The organism is Dietzia sp. KRD202, assembly GCF_017168155.1.
Taxonomy (GTDB): Bacteria; Actinomycetota; Actinomycetes; order Mycobacteriales; family Mycobacteriaceae; genus Dietzia; species Dietzia kunjamensis.
The window spans coordinates 246,333-269,273 of sequence record NZ_JABFAN010000016.1; the positions used below are offsets into that span (position 1 = coordinate 246,333).

A 22,941-nucleotide genomic window follows, 5' to 3' on the forward strand; every position below is an offset into this window, starting at 1 on the left:
ACAGTCGGAATATGGAGATGGACATCACTCTCAGGGTTGATGGCGAGCAGCATGTCGTCACCGTGGACACACGCACGACCCTCCTCGACGCACTGCGCGACCGGCTCGGTAACTACTCGGCCAAGAAGGGCTGCGACCACGGACAGTGTGGGTCCTGCACCGTGTTGGTCGACGACCGCAGGGTCACCTCGTGCCTGTCGCTGGCGGTGGCGCAGGAGGGGAAGGACGTGGTCACCGCGGCGGGCCTGTCCGAGAACGGCCTCCATCCGCTCCAACAGGCGTTCATCGACACCGACGCGTTCCAGTGCGGCTACTGCACACCCGGTCAGGTGTGCAGCGCCGTCGGGATGATCGACGAGGCCCGGGCCGGCGCGCCGAGCCTCGTCACAGAGGATCCGGGTGCGGAGATCGCCCTGACCGACGAGGAGATCCGGGAACGGATGAGCGGCAACCTGTGCAGATGCGCCGCCTACCCCAACATCGTCGCCGCCATCCGACAGGTCGTCGATTCCGCGGGCGACGAGGCGGAAGGGGCCGAGCGATGAGACCGTTCCGGTACGAACGTCCCACGGACACCGACTCGGCCGTCGCCTTCCTGCAGGAGCACGCCGGTGCCAGACCACTGGCGGGCGGTACCAATCTCATCGATCTGATGAAGCTGGGAGTGGCCACCCCGGACGTCGTCGTGGACGTGTCCCGGCTCCCGCTGGACTCCGTCGACCGGTCGGGCGACGGCGGCGTGCGGATCGGCACCAACGTGCGCAACGCCGACCTGGCGGCCCACCCTCTCATCCGGGCCGACTACCCGGTGCTGAGCCGCGCACTGCTGTCCGCCGCGTCACCGCAACTGCGCAACCTCGCCACGACGGGGGGCAATCTGCTCCAACGGACCCGCTGTGTGTACTTCCAGGACGTCACCACCCCGTGCAACAAGCGCGAGCCCGGAACCGGCTGCTCCGCCATAGGTGGTTACACGCGCTATCACGCGGTCTTCGGCCACTCTTCCGACTGCATCGCCACCCATCCCTCCGACATGGCGGTCGCCCTGGCGGTACTCGACGCGACTGTGATCGTCGTGGGTCCCGGCGGGGAACGTCGGATCCCGGTCACACGGTTCCACCGTCTCCCAGGTGACCAACCCCAGCGGGACACTGTCCTGGAGAGTGACGAGCTGGTGGTGGCGGTCGAGTTGCCCCCTCCCGTGCGCGGCGCCGTCGCCACCTACCGCAAGGTCCGTGACCGGGCGTCCTTCGCATTCGCGATCGTCTCCGTGGCCGCGCATCTGAGCGTCGACGACGGAGTCGTCACCGACGCCCGGATCGCCTGCGGTGGAGTCGCCCACGCGCCGTGGCGCGCCACCCGGGCCGAGGAGACGCTCACGGGTCGGGCCGCCACCGCCGCGTCGTTCGCCGAGGCGGCCGACGCCGAGCTGGCCGCGGCCGAGCCCGTCGACGGCACCGAGTTCAAGGTGCCGTTGCTGCGGCGGACGATGATCGCCGTCTTGCGCGACCTGACGGCCGGGTCTACGAGCGGTCGCGCCGGTGCGGCCGGACAGGAGGATGCTCGATGAGCGCCATGGGCACGTCCGTCCCCCGTCTCGACGGCCCCGCCAAGGTGACCGGGACGGCACCGTACGCCTTCGAGCACACCGGGCCGGGCGAGACGGTGCATCTTCATCCGATCACCGCCACCATCGCGCGGGGCACCGTCACCGCGATGGACACCGCGGCGGCCGAGGCCGAGCCGGGGGTTCTCGCCGTGCTCACCCCGTGGAACGCGCCGCGGCTGGCCGACACCTCGGAGCGCGAGTACGCCATCTGTCAGGACGCGGAGGTGCTCTATCGCGGTCAGCCGATCGGACTGGTGTTGGCCGAGACCGCCGAGGTGGCGCGGTGGGCCCAGTCGCTGGTGCGGGTGGCGTACGACCAGGCGCCCCACGACGTCGCCTTTCGCCCCGACCATGCCGACGCCTACGAGCCCGAGGTCGTCAACGGCGGCTACGGGCCCACGTCCGCGACCGGTGAGATGGGCCCCGCCCTCGCACAGGCGGGCGTCGACGGCCACGTCGTGGACCACAGCTACTCCACTCCCGAGGAACACAACAATCCCATGGAGCCGCACGCCGTCTCCGCCCACTGGGACCCCGACGAGCCCCTGCTGACGATGTATGACTCCACCCAGTCCCCGCACGGCGTGGCCACGACGCTGGCACCGGTGTTGGGCCTGGAGGCCGGGCAGATCCGGGTCATCGCGCCACACGTCGGCGGCGGCTTCGGCTCCAAGGGCGCACCGCACGCCCACGACGTGCTGGCCGCCCTGGGCGCGATGCACCTGCCGCGCAGGCTGATCAAGTACGCGGTCACCCGGCAGCAGATGTTCGTCTTCGTCGGGTACCGCCCGCGGACGGTGTCCCGGATCCGGCTGGCCGCCGACGCTGACGGGCACCTGACCGCGATCGGCCACGAGGCCTGGTCGCAGAGTTCGCGGGTCAAGGAGTTCGTGGAGCAGTCCGCGGTCCCGTCCCGGTCGATGTACGCCGCGCCCAACCGCAGGACGACTCACCGTGCCGTGCCTCTGGATGTGCCCGCGCCGTACTGGATGCGTGCGCCGGGGGAGGCCCCGGGCGCGTTCGCGGCGGAGGTCGCGATGGACGAGCTGGCCGAGACGTGCGGGCTCGACCCCATCGACCTACGGGTGCGCAACGACCCGGAGACCGACCCGGAGTCGGGCAAACCCTGGACGTCGCGGCGCCTGGTCGACTGCCTGCGCGAGGGTGCGCAGCGATTCGGGTGGTCCCGGCGCCCGACCACTCCGGCCTCCCGTCGGGACGGCTGCTGGCTGGTCGGCTACGGCGTGGCGGGTGCGGCGTACCCGCACATGGTGCAACCCGGGTCGCGCGCTACGATCCGTGCCGAGGGCGACGGCCGATACCGCGTCCGGGTGGGGGCCGTGGACATCGGCACCGGCACGTGGACCGCGCTCACCGCGGTCGCCGCCGACGCGCTCGGCCGACCCGCCGAGTCGATCACCCTGGAGATCGGCGACTCGGCCCTGCCCTACGCCACGGTCGCCGGCGGTTCGTCCGGCATCTCATCCTGGGGTTCGGCCATCTTCGCCGCGGCCGGACGGTTCCGGACCAGGTACGGCGACGATCCGCCCCGCGGCGCGGAGACCACCGCCGCGGCCGGCGACTATCCCGAGCTCGAGCGCTACCGTGCGATCTCCTTCGGCGCCCACTTCGTCGAGGTCCGCGTGGACGCCGACACCGGGGAGATCCGGGTGCCCCGGATGTTGGGCGTGTTCTCCATCGGCCGGGTCGTCAATCCCCGCACCGTGCGGTCGCAGTTCATCGGCGGCATGACGTTCGGGCTGTCAATGGCGCTGCACGAACAGAGCGTGCGGGACACCCGTTTCGGCCACGTCGTCACGCAGAACCTCGCGGACTACCACGTCCCGACCCACGCCGACGCCACGGATATCGACGCGGTGTGGCTGGACGAGGTCGACGAGCACGCGACCCCGATGGGCACGCGCGGTGCGGGCGAGATCGGCAACGTCGGCAGCGCGGCGGCCGTCGCCAACGCCGTCTACAACGCGACCGGTGCCCGCATCCGCGACCTACCGGTCCACGCCGACGCGCTCCTGGAACACCTGCCCGTCGATCAGTGACCGCCGGTCGGACCGCCGTCGTCCCCGAGATCGGCGGGATGGTCGATGTCGCGCGGGGACCCCGTGCCGTCGCACGGCACTTCCCGCACCTCGTGCGAGTGCTCCCGTAGATGGTGGCGAGCTCCGGCGTCACCGACCGCCGAGGCGATGATCGCGGCATGGTGCGATGCGCCGAGGAGGACCGGGTGTGCACGGACCCCGCCGTAGGTCGCGACCGCCAGTGGCGCATCGGCGGCCATGACCCGGCGGACCGATTCCGCGCCCAGCCACGGCATGTCGACGGGGACGACCACCGCGTCCTCGGCCCCGACGGCCGTGAGCCCGGCGCGCAGCGAGGACCCCATCCCCGTCTGCCAGAGCGGATTGTGCACCACCTCGGCGCCGGGCACGTCCAGCTCGACCGCGCCACTGACCACCACGACCCGCTCACATCCGCCCGCGTGGAGCAGCGCCACGGCGTGGTCGACCAGCCGTGCTCCGCGGAAGTCGACCACGGCCTTGGGCCGGCCGAACCGGCGACCCGCGCCCGCGGCCAGCACCAGGCCGGTCATCGGTGGATGGCCACGTCGAGGCCCGTGAGCGGCGCGCCGGTGCCGCCGCGGCGATGGGCGACCAGTTCGGCGGCGACGGACACGGCGGTCTCCTCCGCTGTGCGCGCACCGAGGTCCAGTCCGAGGGGGGAACGCAGGCGGGCGAGTTCGGAGTCGGTGAGTCCCTCCGCTCTGAGCAGATCGAGTCGTTCGGCGTGGACGCGGCGGCTACCCATCGCGCCGACGTACCCCGCCGGACTGCGCAGGGCCGACCGCAGGAGCGGTATGTCGAACTTGTGGTCGTGGGTGAGCACGCAGATCGCGGTGGATTCGGCGACCGTCACGGAGTCCAGGTAGTCGTGCGGCCAGCAGGTGATCACCTCGTGTGCCTCCGGGAAGCGCTCTCGTCGGTTGAGGGCGGGGCGGGCGTCGCAGACCACCACCCGGTAGCCGAGCAGGGCGCCGGCCCGGCTGAGCGCCTCGCCGAACGCGCTCGCGCCGAAGATGAGAAGGGAGGGGGGAGCGAAGGAGTGCACCAGCACGCGGGTGGCCGGCTCGTCGACGCCCGTGGGGCCGGGGATGTCGACCGTCACCGCACCGGGGCGACCGACGTGTTCGGCCGCGACGCGGGTCGCGTGACGGTCCAGGTGCGTGTCACCGAGGGAACCCTCGGTGCCGTCGGTTGCCACCACCAGGTGGGCGCCGGGGCATCGGCCTGTCACGGTGGTCGCGAGGACCGCCGACCGACCTCCGCGCAGCGTCTGGCGCACCCGTTCCAGCGCATTGTGACCGGCGTCGTCGAGCGGGTGGACGAGGACCTCCGAGGTCCCGCCGCAGGTCGGCCCTTCGGCGAACGCGGTGAGCTCATCCCCGCCGAAACGGGCGAGCACGGGGGTGCCGTCGGCGATCACCTGCTCGCACAGGGAGAACACCGTCCCGTCCACGCAGCCACCCGAGACGCCGCCGACGACCTCGCCGTCGGCGGCGACCGCCATCGCCGCACCCGGCGGAAGGGGCGCCGACCCCCCGGTGTGCACGACCCTGGCCAACGCGCCGGGCACGTTCTCCAGGCGCCAGCGGCGTACGGCGTCGAGCAGCAGATCCACCTCCCCAGTATCCCGGCGACCACAGGCCGCCGCATCCGTTCGTCGGCGCTGCCTGACCGGATGCGTGGTCGGCGACCGCGGTGGACCATGGGCGTCACAGTCGGACCCTGGAAGACCACCCGGAGGAGGAATCATGGGCAAGCGGGAAGACCTAGCGGGACGTACGGTCGTCGTCACGGGTGCCTCGAGCGGATTCGGCCGCGGCACGGCACTGGCACTCGGTGAGCGGGGTGCCCACGTCGTCGTCGCCGCCCGGAGGGCCGCACCGCTGGAGGAGGTCGTCACGCAGATCACCGGGGCCGGCGGCAGCGCGGTGGCAGTGCCGACCGACGTCAGCGACGCGGACGCCGTCGAGCAGCTCGCCGCGGCGGCGGAGGAGCGTTTCGGTCACATCGACGTGTGGGTCAACAACGCTGCGGTCGGCGTCATGGGTCTGTTCTGGGAGGTGCCCGTCGCCGACCACGCGCGGCTCGTCGACGTGGACCTCAAGGGGATGATGTTCGGTGCCCATGCGGCGCTGCGCCGCTTCGCCGCTCGAGGGGAGGGCGTGTTGGTCAACGTCGGCTCGGTCGCCGGCGAGGTGCCGTTGGCGTACCAGGCCAGCTACGCCGCGGCGAAGGCGGGCATCAGCAGCCTGGGACGTTCACTCAACGAGGAGCTGCGGTTGGCCGGGTTGGGCGAACAGGTCACGGTGTCCACGATCCTGCCGTGGGCCGCCGACACGCCCTGGTGGGATCACGTCGGAAACTACACCGGACACGCGCCCAGGCTGTCGGCGATGGACGATCCCGACATCGTGGTGGAGGCGATCATCGACGCGTGCACCGATCCGCAGCAGGAGCGGCCGGTCGGCCCCAAGGCCCGCACCGCGAGGTCCTCGCACAGGCTGTTCCGCGAGCTGGGCGAGCGGTTCTCCGGGAAGCTCTCGGAGTCCGAGATCAGCAAGGGCACGCCCGTGCCGGACACCGCCGGCGCCCTCCACGAGCCGGTCGCGGAGGGCACCGCGGTCCACGGTGACACCCGGGAGCGGATGGTCATGGAGGACGCCGAGCGGCGGTCCTGAGGCCGACAGGTCCGGGGGTCACGGCGTGGGCATGCCTCCGGTCACCGCGAGTGTCTCGCCGATCACGTAGCTGGACTCGGGCGAGGCGAGGAACACGTAGGCGGGCGCCAACTCGGTGGGTTGCCCGGCGCGGCCGAGCGGGGTGGACGTGCCGAACTCGGGCAACTCCTCCTTGGGCTGCCCGTACGACACCTGTAGAGGAGTCCAGATGGGGCCGGGCGCCACGGCGTTGACCCGGATCCCCTTGGGGGGCGAGCTGTTGCGCCAGCCCCTTGGTGAAGTTGTTGATCGCGGCCTTGGTGGACGCGTAGTCCAGCAGGTTCGGCGGCGCCATGTAGGCCACCACGGACGTGGTGTTGATGATCGTGGACCCGGGTTCCAGATGGCGCAACGCGGCCCTGGTCACCCGGAACATCCCGACGATGTTGACCCCGAAGGTGTCGGTGAGCTGCTCGTCGGGCAGATCCTCGAGCGCGGGTGCGACGACCTGCTTGCCGGCGTTGTTGACGAGGATGTAGAGGCCTCCGAGCCGCTCGACGGCGGTGTCGGCGAGGCTCTCGCAGAACGCGCGGTCGGTGAGATCGCCGGGGATGAGCACGGCCGTGCGGCCCTCGCGCTCGATGATCTCGGCGACCGCGCGGGCGTCGGGTTCCTCCTCGGGCAGGTGGTGGATGGCCACGTCGGCGCCCTCGCGGGCGAAGGCGATCGCCACCGCGGCCCCGATGCCCGAGTCGCCGCCGGTGATGAGCGCCCTGCGGCCGGTGAGCCGGCCGGTGCCACGGTAGGAGTGCTCGCCGAGGTCCGCCTTCGGCTCCAGGTCGGCGTCGAGGCCCGGCTCGTCCTGGTGTTGGACCGGCGGCTCGATGGCGGGGTAGCGGGTCGCCGGGTTCTGGAACGTCAGCTGGTCCGTCGTCTCGGTGTTAACGTCCTGGTTCTCGCTCATGTCGTTCCTTTCGATGCTGGGACACCGCGCATCGTGGCGCTCCGCGTCGGCGTCGCTCGGTCGGACTGGCTCGTGGCCCCGAAATTACGTCGGGGAGCGGGCGGGGTCGACCGGTCGGGGCGCGGTGGTGGTGCGGGCCTGTCGGCGGGGCGTGGCACGATGACTGGGATAGACGACAACGACGACACCAACAACGACGACGACGAGGAGCGCAGATGGCATCGGGGTCGGCACCGGCTGTGTTGCACCTGGTGTTGGGCGAGGACGAGTTCCTCACCGAACGCGCCACCACGGGCGTCGTCTCGACGGTGCGTGCGGCGACCCCGGCCGGGCAGGACCCGCCGGTGGTCTCGAGGCTCGGTGGGCCGGAGGTCACCGCCCCGCAGTTGTTCGAACTGCTCTCGCCGTCCTTGTTCGGCGAGGCCCGCATCGTGGTGATCACCGGCGCGGCGGAGCTGGGCAAGGACGCCCAGTCCGCGGTGCTCGGCGCGGCCCGTGATCTGCCCCCCGAGACGGTTCTGGTCGTCCAGCACACCGGTGGCGGCCGCGCCAAGGCCCTGGTGGCGGACCTGCGCAAGGCGGGGGCCGAGGAACATGCGGCCGGCAAGCTCACCCGGCACATGGACGTGGTCGGCTTCGTCCGGTCCGAGTTCCGGACACTCGACGTGAGGGTCGCGCCCGAGGCCTGCGAGGCCCTGGTGGAGGCGGTGGGCACGGACCTGCGGCAGTTGGCGTCGGCGTGCGGTCAGCTCGTGGCCGACACCGGCGGCAAGGTCGATGTCGAGGCGGTGCGCCGTTACCACTCGGGGGTCGTGGGGGTCAGCGGGTTCACCGTGGCCGAACGCGCGGTCACGGGGGACGTGGCCGGTGCGATCGAGGCACTGGAGTGGGCCATGCACACCGGCGTCCCGCACGTCGTGCTCGCGGATGCCCTGGCCGACGCGGTGAACTCCATCGCCCTGGTCGGTACCCAGCGGGGCGTGCCGCCGGCCGACCTGGCCCGGCAGGGCCTGCCGCCGTGGAAGGTCAAGAAGGTCACCGCGCAGACCCGGTACTGGTCCATCGAGACCCTGGGCAGCGCGCTGCAGGTCGTCGCGACCCTCAACGGCGAGGTCAAGGGCGGGGCGGAGGACACGTCCTACGCCCTCGAGCGCGCCGTCCGCGCGGTCGGAACGCTCGCGTCCGCCGGCTGACCGGGCCCGCGCAGCGGGGACGTGAGCGGACCCGCATCGGGGACACTCCGGCCGCTCATACGACGGCCACACACACGACAGCCACTCATACGACGAGGGCCCACCTCACGCACGTGGTGCGGGGTGGGCCCTCGGAGCCTCATCACGTCAGGCGAGCAGACGTGGGGCTGGGTGCCTCCCGGTCAGGGGAGGGACCGGGGTGCTCAGAGGCTGTTGACAGCCTTGGTGAGCGCCGACTTCTTGTTGGCGGCCTGGTTCGGGTGGATGACACCCTTGCTGGCGGCCTTGTCGAGCTGACGGGAGGTGGCGACGAGCAGGGCGCCGGCCTTCTCCTTGTCACCGGCCGCGGTGGCCTCACGCAGGCTGCGGATGGCGGTACGCAGGCCCGACTTGGTCGACTGGTTGCGGAGGCGGTTGCGCTCGTTGGTGAGGTTCCGCTTGATCTGGGACTTGATGTTGGCCACTCGTCACACCTTTTTGTCGTGTGTCGACGGCTCCACGAGGGGATCCCGCCGATCGGATGTCTTGTCGTCTCGTCCGCGCGGACACGTGCACAACGTGCTCCGGTGGACACCGACGGCCCACTTTACCAGCGGGGGTGTCACCGGCCAAAACGTGCGACGACGCCTCCGTTGATCCCCGGGCCCGGGGGGGCCGCTCGTGCTCAGCGCCAGCCGTAGTCGGCGCGGAGCCGATCGGCGACCGCCTCGAACTTCGACCGCGGGCAGATCGCGCCCTCGCGGCGGATGCCCTGTTCGGGAACGTCCAGCACGCGGTCGAGGCGCACCCAGCTCGGTCGGCCCTCGGGGTCCCAGGGGCCCGATCCGAGCCCGAGCCACCCCTCGTCGTCGTCCCTGGAGTGCTGCGACGAGAGCTGGAGGCCGAGCAGGCGGTCCCCGTCGCGCCCGACCACCAGGACCGGGCGGTCCTTGCCGCGGCCGTCGTTCTCCTCGAACTCGACCCAGGTCCAGACGATCTCGCCGGGGTCGGCGTGGCCGTCGAGGTCGGGCGCGTAGGCGATCCGGCGAGCCCGGCTCGAGGTGGGGGCGGTGCCGGTGGTGGCGGGCCGTCCCCCGCCACCGACCTCCGGGGACAGGGCGGGGGAGACCCCACGGTCGTCCAGCCGCCTACGTACCTCGCGCGCGACGGTCGGTCCGTACCTGCGGCCCACGCGGACCGCCGTTCGACCCACCCGGGCCCAGTCGATAGCCATGGGCGTCAGCGTAACCGCCCTATGATCTCGACATGGACATGCTGTTGGCAGTGGTGTGGGCGGACGACGACGTCCCGGTGGATCCTGCGGACGCCGCGGGCCTGCGGGCACGGATCGCGGACGCCGTCGAGGGGCCGCTGGCCGCCCTCGGGGTGGACGAGTACCTGCTCAACGTGCGCGACGAGGCGGTCTCGGGCGCGATGATCGACGTCCGGGTCACGCCGCGGCCGGTGCTGGCGGCGCTGCGCGCCCGCGTGCCGGTCGCCTCGGCTTCCGCGTGCGCCGACCTGATGGAGGCACTGCGCGAGCTGGGGCCGGTGTCGGCCTGGTCGGTCACCGCCTCCGAGCCGCTGCCCGCGGCCGGACCGGGGCCGGGCGGCCGGTGCGAGGGGATGGCCAACCTGGCGTTCCTGCGGCGGCCGGAGCGCATCGGCCGGGAGGAGTGGCTGCGCACCTGGCTCGAGGAGCACACGCAGGTCGCGATCGACACCCAGTCCACCACCGCCTACACCCAGCACGTGGTGGTCCGCGCGTTGACCGCCGACGCACCGGTGATCGACGGGATCGTGGAGGAGGTCTTCCCCATCGAGGCCGCGACGGACCTCGGGGTGTTCTTCGACGCCGGCGGTGACGACTCGCGCATGGCGGCCAACATCGAGGCCATGACCGCCTCGACCGGACGGTTCCTCGACGACGGCACGGTGGACGCCGTCCCCACAGGGCGGTACGTGATGGGAGTTCCCGGCGCGGGCGTGTGACAATGGGGTGATCGCCCGGTCGGACCGCACCCAGCCACGCCCGGGCCCGCCCGAGGAGTGATCGAGATTCCCAACTTCGCAGAGACGACGTTCACCGATCCCGCCAGGATCAGGAACTTCTGCATCATCGCCCACATCGACCACGGCAAGTCGACGCTCGCCGACCGCATGCTGCAACTCACCGGCGTGGTCGAGGAGCGGCTCATGCGCGCCCAGTACCTCGACCGGATGGACATCGAGCGCGAGCGCGGCATCACCATCAAGGCGCAGAACGTCCGCCTGCCGTGGGTGCCGCGGTCCGGCCCCCACCAGGGCGAGGAGATCGTCCTGCACATGATCGACACCCCGGGCCACGTGGACTTCACCTACGAGGTCTCCCGCGCGCTCGAGGCGTGCGAGGGTGCGATCCTGCTGGTCGACGCCGCGCAGGGCATCGAGGCCCAGACGCTGGCCAACCTCTACCTGGCCATGGAGAACGACCTCGAGATCATCCCGGTGCTCAACAAGATCGACCTGCCGGCGGCGGACCCGGACCGGTTCGCCGAGGAGATCTCCCACATCGTCGGGTGCGAGCCGGACGACGTGCTGCGGGTCTCCGGCAAGACGGGCATGGGCGTCGAGGCGCTGCTGGACAAGGTGTGCGAGAAGGTCCCCGCGCCCGTGGGCGATCCGGACGCCCCGGCCCGCGCGATGATCTTCGACTCGGTGTATGACACCTACCGCGGTGTCGTCACCTACGTCCGGGTGTTCGACGGCTCGCTCAACCCGCGCGAGAAGGTCAGGATGATGTCCACGGGCAGCACCCACGAGGCGCTCGAGGTCGGCATCATCTCGCCGGAGCCCAAAGCGACGAAGGGGCTCGGGCCCGGCGAGGTCGGTTATCTCATCACCGGCGTCAAGGACGTCCGCCAGTCCAAGGTCGGCGACACCATCACCACCGCCCGCGGCGGGGCGGAGGAGCCGCTCGCGGGGTACGCCGAGCCCAACCCGATGGTCTTCTCCGGGCTGTACCCGATCGACGGGTCCGACTACCCGGTCCTGCGCGACGCCCTGGACAAGCTCCAGCTCAACGACGCGTCGCTGGACTATGAGCCCGAGACGTCGGTCGCGCTCGGGTTCGGCTTCCGCTGCGGCTTCCTCGGACTGTTGCACATGGAGATCACCCGGGACCGGCTGGAGCGCGAGTTCAACCTCGACCTCATCTCCACCGCCCCGAACGTGGTGTACCGGGTGGTCGCGGAGGACGGCAGCGAGCACCAGGTCACCAACCCGTCGTACTGGCCCGAGGGCAAGCACCGCGAGATCTACGAGCCGATCGTCAAGTGCACGATCATCGTGCCCAGCGAGTACGTGGGCACGGTCATGGAGCTGTGCCAGTCCAAGCGCGGCGAGATGAAGGGCATGGACTACCTGTCCGAGACCCGTGTCGAGCTGCGGTACGTCATGCCGATGGGCGAGATCATCTTCGACTTCTTCGACTCGCTCAAGTCCCGCACCAAGGGCTACGCGTCGATGGACTACGAGGAGGCCGGCGAGCAGGTCTCCGATCTGGTCAAGGTCGACATCCTGCTGCAGGGTGAGGCCGTGGACGCGTTCAGCGCGATCGTGCACCGCGACTACGCCCAGGCCTACGGCAACAAGATGACGGGCAAGCTCAAGGAGCTCATCCCGCGTCAGCAGTACGAGGTGCCGATCCAGGCGGCGATCGGCGCGAAGATCATCTCCCGTGAGAACATCCGCGCGATCCGCAAGGACGTGCTCTCCAAGTGCTACGGCGGCGATATCAGCCGTAAGCGCAAGCTGCTGGAGAAGCAGAAGGAGGGCAAGAAGCGGATGAAGTCCATCGGGCGGGTGGACGTGCCGCAGGAGGCCTTCGTCGCGGCGCTGTCGGCGGATTCGAGCGCGGACAAGAAGTAGGCCCGGCCGCCGCGCGGGTGCGATCCGCCCGGACGGCGGGGCCTCACGCCCGCGCGCGGTGTCGGCGGACGGCGCACCGGTTGGTGCACCGCGTCGAGCAGTAGGTCTTGCGTCCGTTGCGGGTGGTGTCGGCGAAGACTGCGACGCAGTCGTCGGCGGCGCACCGCGCGAGCCGGTCGATGCCCCGCGAGGTCAGGTGGAGTGCGGTGCCCACCGCGAACATGGCGGTGAGCAGGCGGGCGAAGGAGACGTCGTCGGCGCGGTAGTGCACGTGCCAGTGGCCGTCGTGGTCGGTGAGGCGCGGCGGTGCCGAGTGCTCGGCCAGGAGGGCGTTGAGGGCGTCGGCGCGCCCGTGCGGCGCTGTGGTGTCGACGACGACGAGCCACGCGTCCAGGAAGGTGTCGACCTCGTCCAGGTCCGCGTCCGAGGCGTTCCGGTCGATGGTCACCCCCGCCTCGCGACAGCGGTCCACCAGTTCGCGGGTGGTGCGGGGGCGGCGATTGGCCAGGTCGGCGGCCAGGGTGACCGGATCGGCCCCGTAAGGGTTGATATACACAAACCAATTACAGCACAGTGATCGCCATGCCCTCATCGTTCGCGGCCGTCGCCGCGTCCCCCGCACTCGGTGTGTCCGTGTGGGTGCTCGCCGCGCTGGTCCTGGCGGCGTTCGTCGCCGGCTGGGTGGACTCGGTGGTCGGCGGGGGAGGGCTCATCCAGCTGCCGGCGCTGGTGATCGCACTGCCGGCGGAGGCCTCGACGCCGGAGATCCTCGGCACCAACAAATTGTCTTCGGTCGCCGGCACCCTGGTCGCGACCCTGACTTATCTCCGGAAGATCCGTGTGCCGGTGGCGATGGTGCTCCCACTGGTGGTGGCGGCTTTCGCGGGATCCGCGGCCGGGTCCTCGGTGGCCCGGTTCATCCCCAAGGAGCTCCTCACGCCGATCGTCCTGGTGGCCGTCGTGGCGGTGGGCGCCTACACCTACTTCACGCCGACCATGGGGCGGGTCCACGAGGAACGGCACACCGGCTGGTCGCGGACGTGGCGCTCGGCGCTCATCGGTGGGGTGATCGGGTTCTACGACGGGGTGCTCGGCCCGGGGACGGGGTCGTTCTTCGTCATCGCGATCGTCGCGTTCCTGGGGTTCGGGTTCCTCCAGGGCACCGTGGCGGCCAAGCTCGCCAATCTCACCACGAACATCGCCTCGATCCTGGTGTTCGGCCTCCACGGTGAACTGCTGTGGATCATCGGCGGGTGCATGGCGCTGGCCAACCTGGCCGGCGGGTTCCTCGGGGCGCGGATGGCGATGCGGCACGGCAACGAGTTCATCCGCACCGTGTTCCTCGTGGTCATCAGCATCCTGGCGGTGAGACTGGCCTGGGAGACCGCCACGCAGTGGCTGTGACCCCGGGGCCCGCCGCGGCGGGCGCCGACGCGACCGCCGGCGGACGTAGACTCCCGCACATGACCCTTCCGACCCCCGAGGCCTCCCGTCATCCGCTGCTCGACGAGTCGCCGTTGCCGTACGGCCTGCCGGACTTCGCCGCCATCCGGGAGGAGGATCTGGAGCCGGCCATCCGGACCGCGATCGACGACCACGCGGCCGAGGTCGCCGCGATCGTCGCCAACCCGGAGTCGGCGACGGTGGACAACACCGTGGTCGCCCTCGAGCGCTCGGGCCTGGCCCTGGACCGGGTGCTGTCGGTGTTCTACGGCCTGCTCGGTCCGGACGCCACCAAGGCCCGCCTCGACGTGGACCGGGTCGTCTCGCCGCTGCTGGCCGCGCACCATTCCGCGGTGATGACCAACCCGGTTCTGTTCGGCCGGGTGGACGCGGTGCTCTCCGCTCTGGAGGCGGGGGAATTGGAGGTCGACGACGAGACGGAGCGGCTCGTGCGCCGCCACCACCGCGACCTGCTGCGCGCGGGCGCCGCCCTCGACGACGCCGGCCGCGCCCGACTCACCGCCATCGACACCAGGTTGGCCGAGTTGACCACCGAGTTCGGCGAGAACCTGCTGGCCTCGACCACGGAACTGGCCGTCCCGGTCTCCGACGAGGCCGAACTCGCGGGCCTGTCGGAGTCCATGCGGTCCACGCTCGCCGCGGTCGCCGCCGAGTCGGGGCGAGAGGGGTGGCTGATCCCACTGGGGCTTCCCACCGTGCAGCCGATCAGCGCCCTGCTGGACGACGCCGGTCTGCGCCACCGCGTCATGGAGGCCTCACTCGGTCGGGGCGCGACGCCGGGCCACGACAACACCCCGGTCGTGCTCGAGATCGTCCGCCTACGCGCCGAGCGGGCGCGGCTGCTCGGGCTGGGATGCCACGCGGAGCACGTCCTCGCGGTGGAGACCGCCGGATCGCCCGAGGCGGCTCGCGGGCTGCTGCTCGACGTGGTCGACGCGGCCGTGACCAACGCCCGCAACGAGGCCAAGGACCTCCTCGGCGGCGACGACCGTGAACTGAACCCGGCCGACTGGGCCTGGGCGTCCGAGCGGCTGCGGGCCGAGCGGTTCCAGGTCGACGACGCGACCGTCCGTCCCTACTTCGAGCTCGAGCGGGTGCTGCGTGACGGGGTGATGCACGCGGCCTCCGAGCTGTACGGGCTGCGCTTTTCCGAGCGGAACGACCTGCGCGGGTTCCTCCCCGACGTCCGGGTCATCGAGGTGTTCGACGACGAGCGGGCCGAGCCCGACGCCGGCGTGGGTCTCCTGCTGTTGGACTACTACGCCCGCCCGACCAAGCGCGGCGGGGCGTGGATGAGCTCGTTCCGCGACCAGTCCCGGCTCCTGGACTCGCGGCCCGTCGTCGTCAACGTCATGAACCTGGCCCGTCCCGCGGCGGGGCAGCCCACGCTGCTCACGATGGACGAGGTCACCACGATGTTCCACGAGTTCGGGCACGCACTGCACGGGCTGCTGTCGGACGTGGAGTACCCGGTGTTCTCCGGCACCTCCGTGCCCCGGGACTTCGTCGAGTTCCCCTCCCAGGTCAACGAGATGTGGGCGCGTCGACCGGAGATGCTCGCGCACTACGCCCGGCACGTGGAGACGGGGGCACCGATCGCCGAGGACCTCGTCGAGCGGATGCGGGAGGCCGAGCGCTTCGGTGAGGGGCAGGCGACCGTGGAGTACCTCGGGGCGGCACTGCTCGACCTGGCCTGGCACTCCCTGTCGCCGGAGGAGGCCGACGCCGTCACCGACGTCGACGAGTTCGAGGCCCGCGTCCTCGCCGAGGCAGGTCTCGACGTCCCCGGCATCGAGCCGCGTTACCGGTCCCGGTACTTCCAGCACATCTTCGCGGGCGGGTACTCCGCCGCGTACTACTCCTACTTCTGGGCCGAGGTGCTCGACGCCGACGCCACCGAGTGGTTCGTCGAGAGCGGGGGCCTGACGCGGTCCTCGGGCGAGCGGATGCGGCGCGAGGTGCTGTCCCGGGGCGGGGCCATCGACTTCCTCGACGCCTACCGCCGCATGCGGGGGTCGGAGCCGAGCACCGCCGCGCTGCTGCGTCGGCGTGGGCTCGACTCCTCGGTGGTGGGAGGCCACGCGGTCGCCACCGCCGGGCGGTCGTAGGATCGGGACGTGACGGCGTTCCTGCAGTTCTGGGACAGAGTCGAGCTCTGGCTCGCCACCCTGCCGTTCCCGTTGCAGGTGATGATCCTGCTCGTGATGGGGCTTCCGCTGTTCTTCCTCGTCGCGGTGGCGGTCGAGAAGGCCGCGGATGTCCTCGTCCACCGGTTCCGGGCGCTCGTCGCCCCGAGGACCGTCGAGACCCGGAAGGAGGTCCGTTGATGCCCCGGTCGCGTGTGACACTCGCCCTGGTCCTGCTGATCGCGCTCGTCGTGATCGCATGGGTCCTCGTAGAGGTGCTCTGACCCCCGTTCCACGGCAGGATTCCCGCGATCGCCGCGGAATTCCAACCACCGCCACGCGGCGCCGTCCGGCCGTACACTCCTCGACATGCAGCGCTTGAGTGGGCTCGATGCCAGCTTCCTCTACTTCGAGACCAGGTCCCAGCTCCTGCACGTGTGCGGGCTGATCGTCCTGGACGTCTCCGGGATGGAGGACGGGTACTCCTTCGAGGCCCTGCGAACCGAGCTCCGACGTCGGATCACCGCGATGCCGCCGTTCCGGCGCAAGCTGCACGACTCGCTGCTCAACGTGGACCATCCGGTGTGGGTCGAGGCCGAAGACTTCGACATCGACCACCACCTCCACCGCGTCGGTATACCGGAGCCCGGCGGGGACCACGAGCTCGCCGAACTGTGCGCCCACCTGGGCAGTCAGCCGATCGACCGGTCGATGCCGCTGTGGCAGATGTACGTCATCGAGGGACTGCCGGACGGCCGGGTCGCGGTCTTCGCCAAGATGCACCACTCGACCGTCGACGGCGTCACCGGCGCCAACATGCTCTCGCAGCTGTGCACCCTCACACCGGACGAGCCGGAGCTCGACGAGGAGCTGGTCGAGGAGACCGCCGGTGGGTCCGGTGCCCTGGAGCTCGCCGTCGGCGGTGCCCTGTCGCGCCTGGCCACGCCATGGCGGCTCGCCTCCCTGTTGCCGGGGACGGTCGGGGTGCTCCCGTCGTGGATCAACCGCGCCCGCAAGGGTCTGGCGATGCCCGCACCGTTCACCGCCCCGCGGACCCCGTTCAACCGCACGATCACCGGGCACCGGTCGATCTCCTACGCGAGCGTGGACCTGGCGGACATCAAGCGGGTCAAGAACGCGTTCGGAACCACCGTCAACGACGTGGTGCTCGCCGTCTGCTCGACCGCCCTGCGCAAGTACCTCGACGACCAGGACGCGCTGCCGCGTAAACCGTTGATCGCCATGGTGCCGATGTCCGTGCACGCCGCGGAGTCCCGCCCGGGTACGAACCGAGTGTCGGGCATGTTCATGTCGCTGGCCACCGACATCGACGACCCGGTCGGCCGGCTCGAGGCGATCCGAGACGCCAACACCGTCGCCAAGGACCACACCGACGCACTGGACGCCAACCTGCTCACCGACTGGGCGCAGTTCGCGGCGCCGTCGGTATTCGGCTCCGCGGTCCGGATGTACTCGCGGCTACGGCTCTCCGAGCGCCACCCCGTGGTGCACAATCTCGTCATCTCGAACGTGCCCGGCCCCAACTTCCCGCTGTACTTCCTCGGTGCCAAGATCGAGAAGATGCTGCCCCTGGGCCCGGTCTTCCACGGCGCGGGGCTCAACTGCACGGTGATGTCGTTGGACGGCAGCCTGCACTTCGGGTTCATCGGATGCCGTGACCTCGTCCCGGATCCCTGGCCACTGGCGAACGCGGTCGAGGACGCACTGGCGGAGTTCGTCGTCGCGGCGGAGGAGCGGGAGAAGAGCGGTATCCCCTCCGCCACGCGGAAGTCGGCGGGGGAGTTGGCGCAGCAGCGCAAGGACCAGCGCAGTGCTGCCCGCCAGGCGTCCAAGGAGTCGGCGAAATCGGGATCCGAGGCCACGACGGTGACCGGGCGCGAGCGCGCTTCGACCCGGGAGGCCACGCAGGCCGGGACCGGCGCTGGCGCGGCGTCTCGGCCCGCCGCCGGAGAGGCGGGTGCCACGACGGCGCCGGCCAAGAAGGCGCCCGCGAAGAAGGCTCCGGCCAAGAAGGCTCCGGCCAAGAAGGCGGCCGCGAAGAAGGCTCCGGCCAAGAAGGCGGCCGCGAAGAAGGCCCCGGCCAAGGCGGGTTCGCAGCAGAAGCGGGCGGCGAAGCCGACGGGGTCCAAGCCGACGAAGTCCACGCCGACGAAGTCCGAGCCGACGAAGTCCGAGCCGACGAGCTCCACACCCGCGGGACCGGGTACCCCCGATGATGCCGCCCAGGCACCGACCTACAGCGCGCCCGCGGCTACAGTCCTTGGCGACGACGAGATCTCGGCGACGCCGACCCCGCCGATCGAGACCCTGCCCGCCCCGGACCCGACTGGAGATGAGACCTCATCGGACACCCAGACCGGTCAGGTGTGACCGCCGCGCCCAACGACCCCGCCACACTGGCGAGCGTGCCCCCGCCCCGCGATCCGCGGGCGCCCTTCGGCATCTACCTCCACGTGCCGTTCTGCTCCACCCGGTGCGGATACTGCGATTTCAACACCTACACCGCCGGCGAGCTCGGCTCGGCGACCTCCCCGGTCGACTGGGAACGTGCCGCGGCGATCGAGATCGACCGGGCCGCCCAGGCACTGGCCGCGGCGGGCACGCCCCCGCAGGTCGACACGGTCTTCATCGGCGGCGGCACCCCGTCGCTGGTGGGCGCGGACGTCCTCGTGGGCCTGCTCGAGCGCATCGACTCGGCGTTCGGGCTGGCGCCCGGCGCGGAGGTCACCACCGAGAGCAACCCGGAGTCCACCTCGCCGGAGTTCTTCGCCCGACTGCGCGAGGGCGGATTCACCCGCATCTCGCTGGGCATGCAGTCGACGGCCGCCCACGTCCTGCGCGTCCTCGACCGGACCCACACCCCCGGACGCCCGCAGGAGGCGGTGGCCGAGGCCCTGCGGGCCGGGTTCGAGCACGTCAACCTCGACGTTATCTACGGCACCCCGGGCGAGACGGACGACGACCTGGCGCGGACACTCGACGCGGTCGTCGACGCCGGGGTCGACCACGTCTCCGCCTACTCGCTGATCGTGGAGGACGGCACCGCGCTGGCCCGCCGCATCCGCCGCGGTGAGATGCCGGGCACGGTCGACGACGTCCTGGCCGACCGTTACGAGCAGGTGGCCGAGCGTCTCGCCCGCGCCGGGTTCCACTGGTATGAGGTCTCCAACTTCGCCACCGACTCCTCGGGATACTGCCGCCACAACATGGGCTACTGGCGCGGCGGTGACTGGTGGGGCATCGGGCCGGGCGCGCACTCGCACATCGCCGGGGCCCGCTGGTGGAACGTCAAGCATCCCGCCCGCTACGCCGCCGAGTGCGACGGGGGCCGGCTGCCCGTGGACGGCGGGGAACTCCTCACCGACACCGACCGCCACATCGAGCGCATCATGACCGGGCTCCGCCTGGCCGAGGGGCTCGGCGACGGCGCCTTCACCGCCGACGAGCGGACCCGCGCCGACACCCAGGTGGCGGCCGGACTGCTCCGGCGACGGCCGGCCGGCGATCCCGCGGGCCCCGGTTACGCGCTCACCGAGGCGGGCCGGTTGTTGGCCGACGGGGTCGTGCGCGACGTCCTCGTCTGAACCGTCGGCCCGGGAAGTGGCATAGAATCGCCACGACGAGGACAAGGAGGAGCGAGCATGTCGAGTACGGCCGATCGTAGGACCGACGTCTTACGCGCGATCGTCTCCGACTACATCGCCTCCCACGAACCGGTCGGGTCCAAGGCCCTCGTCGACCGGCACTCACTGGGCGTGTCCAGCGCCACCATCCGCAACGACATGGCTGTGCTCGAGGCCGAGGGGTTCATCGTCCAACCCCACACCAGTTCCGGTCGGGTCCCCACGGAGAAGGGCTACCGGCACTTCGTCGACTCCATCGAGGAGATCACCCCGCTGTCGCGCGCGGAACGCCGGGCGATCCAGGCCTTCCTCGAGGGCGCCGTCGACCTGGACGACGTCCTCCGGCGGGCCGCACGGCTGCTGTCCCAGCTCACCCGTCAGGTCGCCGTCGTCCAGTACCCGGTCCTCGGTCGCTCCACGGTGCGCCACCTCGAGGTGGTGAGCCTGAGCCCCACCCGCCTGCTGCTGGTCCTCATCACCGACACCGGCCGCGTCGATCAACGGACGGTGGAGCTGGCCGCGCCGTTGACCGACGAGCTCCTCGGGGAACTGCGGACCCTGCTGTCCGAGGCCGTCGCCGACAAACGCCTGCCCGACGCCTCCGAGGCCCTGACCTCCACGGGCGACCGGGCCCGTCCCGAGATCCGCGACGCGGTCGAGCGCTGCGTCGCGGTCCTGGTCGGCACGCTCGTCGAACATCCCGACGACCGGATCGTCCTGGGCGGCACGGCCAACCTCACCCGCAGCGCCGCCGACTTCGACGGCTCCCTGCGCTCGGTCCTCGAGGCGCTCGAGGAGCAGGTCGTGATCCTGCGACTGCTCACCGCGGCCCACTCGGTGGGCCGGGGAGGGCCGGGGGGTGTCACCGTCCAGATCGGGGCGGAGACCCAGGCCGCCGAGATCCGCGGCGCCTCCGTGGTGTCCTCGCAGTACGGGGCGGAGGGCCAGACATTCGGTGGGATGGGGGTGCTCGGGCCCACACGGATGGACTACCCGGGAACAATCGCCTCGGTCGCCGCTGTTGCCCACTACGTGGGCGAGCTCATCACCGGGCGCTGACGTCCGTACGCTCCTTCCCGGAGCCAGATCTTCCTCTCGACGAAAGGCCACACGTGTCACGCGACTACTACGGGACCCTCGGGGTCGATAGGGGCGCCTCGGAATCTGAGATCAAGCGCGCCTACCGCAAGCTCGCCCGGGAGCTCCACCCCGACGTCAACCCGTCGGACGAGGCGCGTGAGAAGTTCAGTGAGATCACCGCGATCTACGAGGTGCTCACCGACCCCGAGAAGCGCCGGGTCGTCGACATGGGCGGCGACCCGCTGGACTCCTCGCCCGGCGCCGGTTACGGCGGCGGCGGCTTCGGTGGTGGCTTCGGCAGCGGCGGCCTCGGTGACGTGTTCGAGGCCTTCTTCGGCGGCGGCGGGGGAGGCGGCGGCCGCGGTCCGCGCAGCCGCGTGCAGCCCGGCTCGGACGCCCTCATCCGCGTGACCCTGGGCCTGGACGAGTGCGCCACCGGAGTCACCAAGGAGATCCAGGTCGACACCGCCGTGCTGTGCGAGAAGTGCCACGGCAAGGGGTCGGCCACGGACACGCCGCCGGCCACGTGTGGCATGTGTCAGGGCCAGGGCGAGATCCAGTCCGTCCAGCGGTCGCTGCTCGGCAACATCATGACCAGCCGCCCGTGCCCCACCTGCGCGGGCACCGGCGAGATCATCACCGACCCGTGCGGTGAGTGCACCGGCCAGGGCCGCGTCCGCAAGCGCCGCACCGTCTCGGCCAAGATCCCCGCCGGCGTCGGCGGCGGCATGCGCATCCGCCTGTCCGGGCAGGGTGAGGTCGGTCCCGGTGGCGGTCCCGCCGGCGACCTGTACATCGAGGTCAACGAGCGCAACCACCCGGTGTTCGTCCGCGACGGCGAGGACCTGCACTGCACCGTCCGCGTGCCCGTCGTCGACGCCATGCTGGGCGGCGAGGTCGAGCTCGAGACCGTCGTGGGCGAGCCCCTGACGATCGACATCCCGTCCGGTACCCAGCCCGGTCACACCGTCACGCTGACCGGCCGGGGGATGCCCCGCGTGCGCGGCGGCGGCGCCGGCGACCTCACGGTCCACATGGAGGTCGTGGTCCCGGAGAAGCTGGACCGCAAGCGCCGCGACCTGGTCGAGCAGCTGCGCCGCCTCGACGGCGACTCGGCCGAGGTCGTCAACGAGGACACCGCCCGCCGCGGTGGCCTGTTCTCCCGCCTGCGCGACGCCGTCGCGGGGCACTGAGGCGCCCGTGACCCCGTCGTTGTTCCGGGCCGGGACGGTCCCCGGTGTCGGCGAGACACTGGTGCTCGACGGGCCGGAGGGCCGGCACGCCGGATCCGCGCTCCGCGTCCGGGTGGGAGAGGCCGTGCGGGTCGGTGACGGTCGGGGAATGGTGGCGGACTGTGTGGTGATGACGACGAGCCCCGGCAGGGTCGAGGCGGAGGTCGTCACCCGGGTCGACGTCCCACGCCCCACCCCGGAGGTCACCGTCGTGCAGGCCCTGCCCAAGTCCGAGCGGTCCGAGCTGGCGGTCGAACTGGCCACCGAGGCCGGAGCCGACCGGATCGTGCCGTGGCAGGCCGACCGCTGCGTGAGCCGCTGGACCGGCCCCAAAGTCGACAAGGGCCGCACCAAGTGGACCAACGCCGCCCGCGCCGCAGCCAAGCAGTCGCGGCGGGCGTGGGAGCCCGAGATCGGCGACCTCATCGACTCGACCGCCCTCGCCGCCCTGGTCGCCTCCGAGGTCGACGCCGGCGCCTGCGCACTCGTCCTGCACGAGGACGGCGCCGCCGGTTTCGCCGACGCGGTCACCGCGGGCCCGCCGGCGACGCGGGTCCTCGTCGTCGTCGGCCCCGAGGGCGGGGTCTCCGACGCCGAACTCGACGCACTGACCGCGGCAGGCGCCCGGCCCGTCGTCCTGGGCCCGGAGGTGCTCCGCACCTCCACCGCCGCCACCGTGGCGCTCGCCGCACTCGGCGTTCTCACACCGAGATGGTCGCCCGCGGGGTCTACACTCGATCCAACCTCACCACGACACGGGAAGTGATTCACGTAAGCACCGCAGGAAACGACAGCGCCACCGGAAACGACAGCGCCACCGGAAACGACAGCGCCACCGGAAACGACAGCGCCACCGGAAACGACAGCGCCACCGGAAACGACAGCGCCACCGGAAACGACAGCGCCACCGGGAACGACCGTCCCACCGGGAACGACCGGGATCCCGCCACGGCCACCGACACCGGTGGCGTCCGACGCGACACGGGCGACTCCACCGCCCGCA

At 71.3% G+C, this 22,941-nt stretch carries 19 protein-coding genes and 2 pseudogenes; 15 read left to right on the forward strand and 6 right to left on the reverse strand.

The genetic code is table 11. From position 1 onward, the window contains the following. Positions 1-11: 11 nt before the first annotated feature. The 3 genes from J1M64_RS11815 to J1M64_RS11825 are packed head-to-tail and all read left to right on the forward strand — an operon-like array spanning position 12 to position 3,669. Positions 12-545 (forward strand): (2Fe-2S)-binding protein, encoded by a 534-nt coding sequence (locus tag J1M64_RS11815; RefSeq protein WP_069389686.1) that lies wholly within the window; start codon positions 12-14, stop codon positions 543-545. Then, positions 542-1,570: a xanthine dehydrogenase family protein subunit M gene (locus tag J1M64_RS11820; protein WP_069389687.1), complete on the forward strand. Its 1,029-nt coding sequence runs from the start codon at positions 542-544 to the stop codon at positions 1,568-1,570. The genes J1M64_RS11815 and J1M64_RS11820 overlap by 4 nt, the downstream gene beginning before the upstream one ends. Next, positions 1,567-3,669: a xanthine dehydrogenase family protein molybdopterin-binding subunit gene (locus tag J1M64_RS11825; protein WP_206474260.1), complete on the forward strand. Its 2,103-nt coding sequence runs from the start codon at positions 1,567-1,569 to the stop codon at positions 3,667-3,669. The genes J1M64_RS11820 and J1M64_RS11825 overlap by 4 nt, the downstream gene beginning before the upstream one ends. On the opposite strand, the gene J1M64_RS11830 is transcribed toward J1M64_RS11825, so the two are convergent. Both J1M64_RS11830 and J1M64_RS11835 read right to left on the reverse strand, forming a co-directional pair. Further along, positions 3,663-4,220: an NTP transferase domain-containing protein gene (locus J1M64_RS11830; RefSeq protein WP_069389689.1), complete on the reverse strand. Its 558-nt coding sequence runs from the start codon at positions 4,218-4,220 to the stop codon at positions 3,663-3,665. The two genes, J1M64_RS11825 and J1M64_RS11830, sit on opposite strands and share 7 nt — an antisense overlap. After that, on the reverse strand, positions 4,217-5,305 hold the full coding sequence (locus J1M64_RS11835; protein ID WP_307872428.1) for an XdhC family protein: 1,089 nt from the start codon (positions 5,303-5,305) through the stop codon (positions 4,217-4,219). Before J1M64_RS11835 ends, J1M64_RS11830 begins: the two co-directional genes overlap by 4 nt. A gap of 133 nt (positions 5,306-5,438) precedes the next feature. On the opposite strand from J1M64_RS11835, the gene J1M64_RS11840 reads away from it, so the two are divergent. Then, positions 5,439-6,368 carry an SDR family oxidoreductase gene (locus J1M64_RS11840; RefSeq protein ID WP_069389690.1) on the forward strand — a complete coding sequence of 310 codons (930 nt, stop codon included), beginning with the start codon at positions 5,439-5,441 and terminating at the stop codon, positions 6,366-6,368. 18 nt (positions 6,369-6,386) lie between these two features. Here the strand turns inward: J1M64_RS11840 and J1M64_RS11845 are convergent. After that, positions 6,387-7,311, reverse strand: a pseudogene (locus J1M64_RS11845) (SDR family oxidoreductase). A 215-nt stretch (positions 7,312-7,526) separates the two neighbouring features. Between J1M64_RS11845 and holA the strand changes: the two are divergent. Continuing rightward, a complete protein-coding gene (holA, locus tag J1M64_RS11850) occupies positions 7,527-8,504 on the forward strand; it encodes a DNA polymerase III subunit delta (RefSeq protein WP_163376835.1) in 978 nt (325 codons plus the stop codon). 203 nt (positions 8,505-8,707) lie between these two features. Here the strand turns inward: holA and rpsT are convergent, their stop codons facing one another. After that, positions 8,708-8,968: a 30S ribosomal protein S20 gene (rpsT, locus tag J1M64_RS11855; RefSeq protein ID WP_067719663.1), complete on the reverse strand. Its 261-nt coding sequence runs from the start codon at positions 8,966-8,968 to the stop codon at positions 8,708-8,710. Between the two features lie 200 nt (positions 8,969-9,168). Then, positions 9,169-9,717: a type II toxin-antitoxin system PemK/MazF family toxin gene (locus tag J1M64_RS11860; protein WP_206474262.1), complete on the reverse strand. Its 549-nt coding sequence runs from the start codon at positions 9,715-9,717 to the stop codon at positions 9,169-9,171. A 32-nt stretch (positions 9,718-9,749) separates the two neighbouring features. On the opposite strand from J1M64_RS11860, the gene J1M64_RS11865 reads away from it, so the two are divergent. After that, positions 9,750-10,475, forward strand: a complete 726-nt coding sequence (locus J1M64_RS11865) for an EthD domain-containing protein (RefSeq protein ID WP_206474263.1) — start codon at positions 9,750-9,752, stop codon at positions 10,473-10,475. Positions 10,476-10,532: 57 nt separating this feature from the next. Beyond that, positions 10,533-12,392 carry a translation elongation factor 4 gene (gene lepA / locus J1M64_RS11870; protein WP_067719655.1) on the forward strand — a complete coding sequence of 620 codons (1,860 nt, stop codon included), beginning with the start codon at positions 10,533-10,535 and terminating at the stop codon, positions 12,390-12,392. A gap of 43 nt (positions 12,393-12,435) precedes the next feature. On the opposite strand, the gene J1M64_RS11875 is transcribed toward lepA, so the two are convergent. Continuing rightward, on the reverse strand, positions 12,436-12,948 hold the full coding sequence (locus tag J1M64_RS11875; RefSeq protein ID WP_206474264.1) for a CGNR zinc finger domain-containing protein: 513 nt from the start codon (positions 12,946-12,948) through the stop codon (positions 12,436-12,438). A 26-nt stretch (positions 12,949-12,974) separates the two neighbouring features. Between J1M64_RS11875 and J1M64_RS11880 the strand changes: the two genes are divergently transcribed. The 8 genes and pseudogenes from J1M64_RS11880 (at position 12,975) to J1M64_RS11915 (ending at position 22,704) form a co-directional block, all read left to right on the forward strand. Beyond that, on the forward strand, positions 12,975-13,796 hold the full coding sequence (locus J1M64_RS11880; protein WP_132061989.1) for a TSUP family transporter: 822 nt from the start codon (positions 12,975-12,977) through the stop codon (positions 13,794-13,796). Positions 13,797-13,855: 59 nt separating this feature from the next. Further along, positions 13,856-15,964, forward strand: coding sequence for a M3 family metallopeptidase (locus J1M64_RS11885; RefSeq protein ID WP_206474265.1), 2,109 nt, complete (start codon positions 13,856-13,858; stop codon positions 15,962-15,964). Between the two features lie 9 nt (positions 15,965-15,973). Then, positions 15,974-16,183 (forward strand): hypothetical protein, encoded by a 210-nt coding sequence (locus J1M64_RS11890; RefSeq protein WP_067719646.1) that lies wholly within the window; start codon positions 15,974-15,976, stop codon positions 16,181-16,183. Positions 16,184-16,351: 168 nt separating this feature from the next. After that, positions 16,352-17,740 (forward strand): annotated as a pseudogene (locus tag J1M64_RS11895) (wax ester/triacylglycerol synthase family O-acyltransferase); the annotation flags it as partial. A 659-nt stretch (positions 17,741-18,399) separates the two neighbouring features. After that, positions 18,400-19,587, forward strand: a complete 1,188-nt coding sequence (gene hemW, locus J1M64_RS11900) for a radical SAM family heme chaperone HemW (RefSeq protein ID WP_241261486.1) — start codon at positions 18,400-18,402, stop codon at positions 19,585-19,587. A gap of 57 nt (positions 19,588-19,644) precedes the next feature. Then, positions 19,645-20,685: a heat-inducible transcriptional repressor HrcA gene (gene hrcA, locus J1M64_RS11905; protein ID WP_132061978.1), complete on the forward strand. Its 1,041-nt coding sequence runs from the start codon at positions 19,645-19,647 to the stop codon at positions 20,683-20,685. Between the two features lie 53 nt (positions 20,686-20,738). Further along, a complete protein-coding gene (gene dnaJ, locus J1M64_RS11910) occupies positions 20,739-21,899 on the forward strand; it encodes a molecular chaperone DnaJ (RefSeq protein WP_206474268.1) in 1,161 nt (386 codons plus the stop codon). A 7-nt stretch (positions 21,900-21,906) separates the two neighbouring features. Beyond that, positions 21,907-22,704, forward strand: a complete 798-nt coding sequence (locus J1M64_RS11915) for a 16S rRNA (uracil(1498)-N(3))-methyltransferase (protein ID WP_206474269.1) — start codon at positions 21,907-21,909, stop codon at positions 22,702-22,704. The last annotated feature ends 237 nt before the right edge of the window (positions 22,705-22,941 follow it).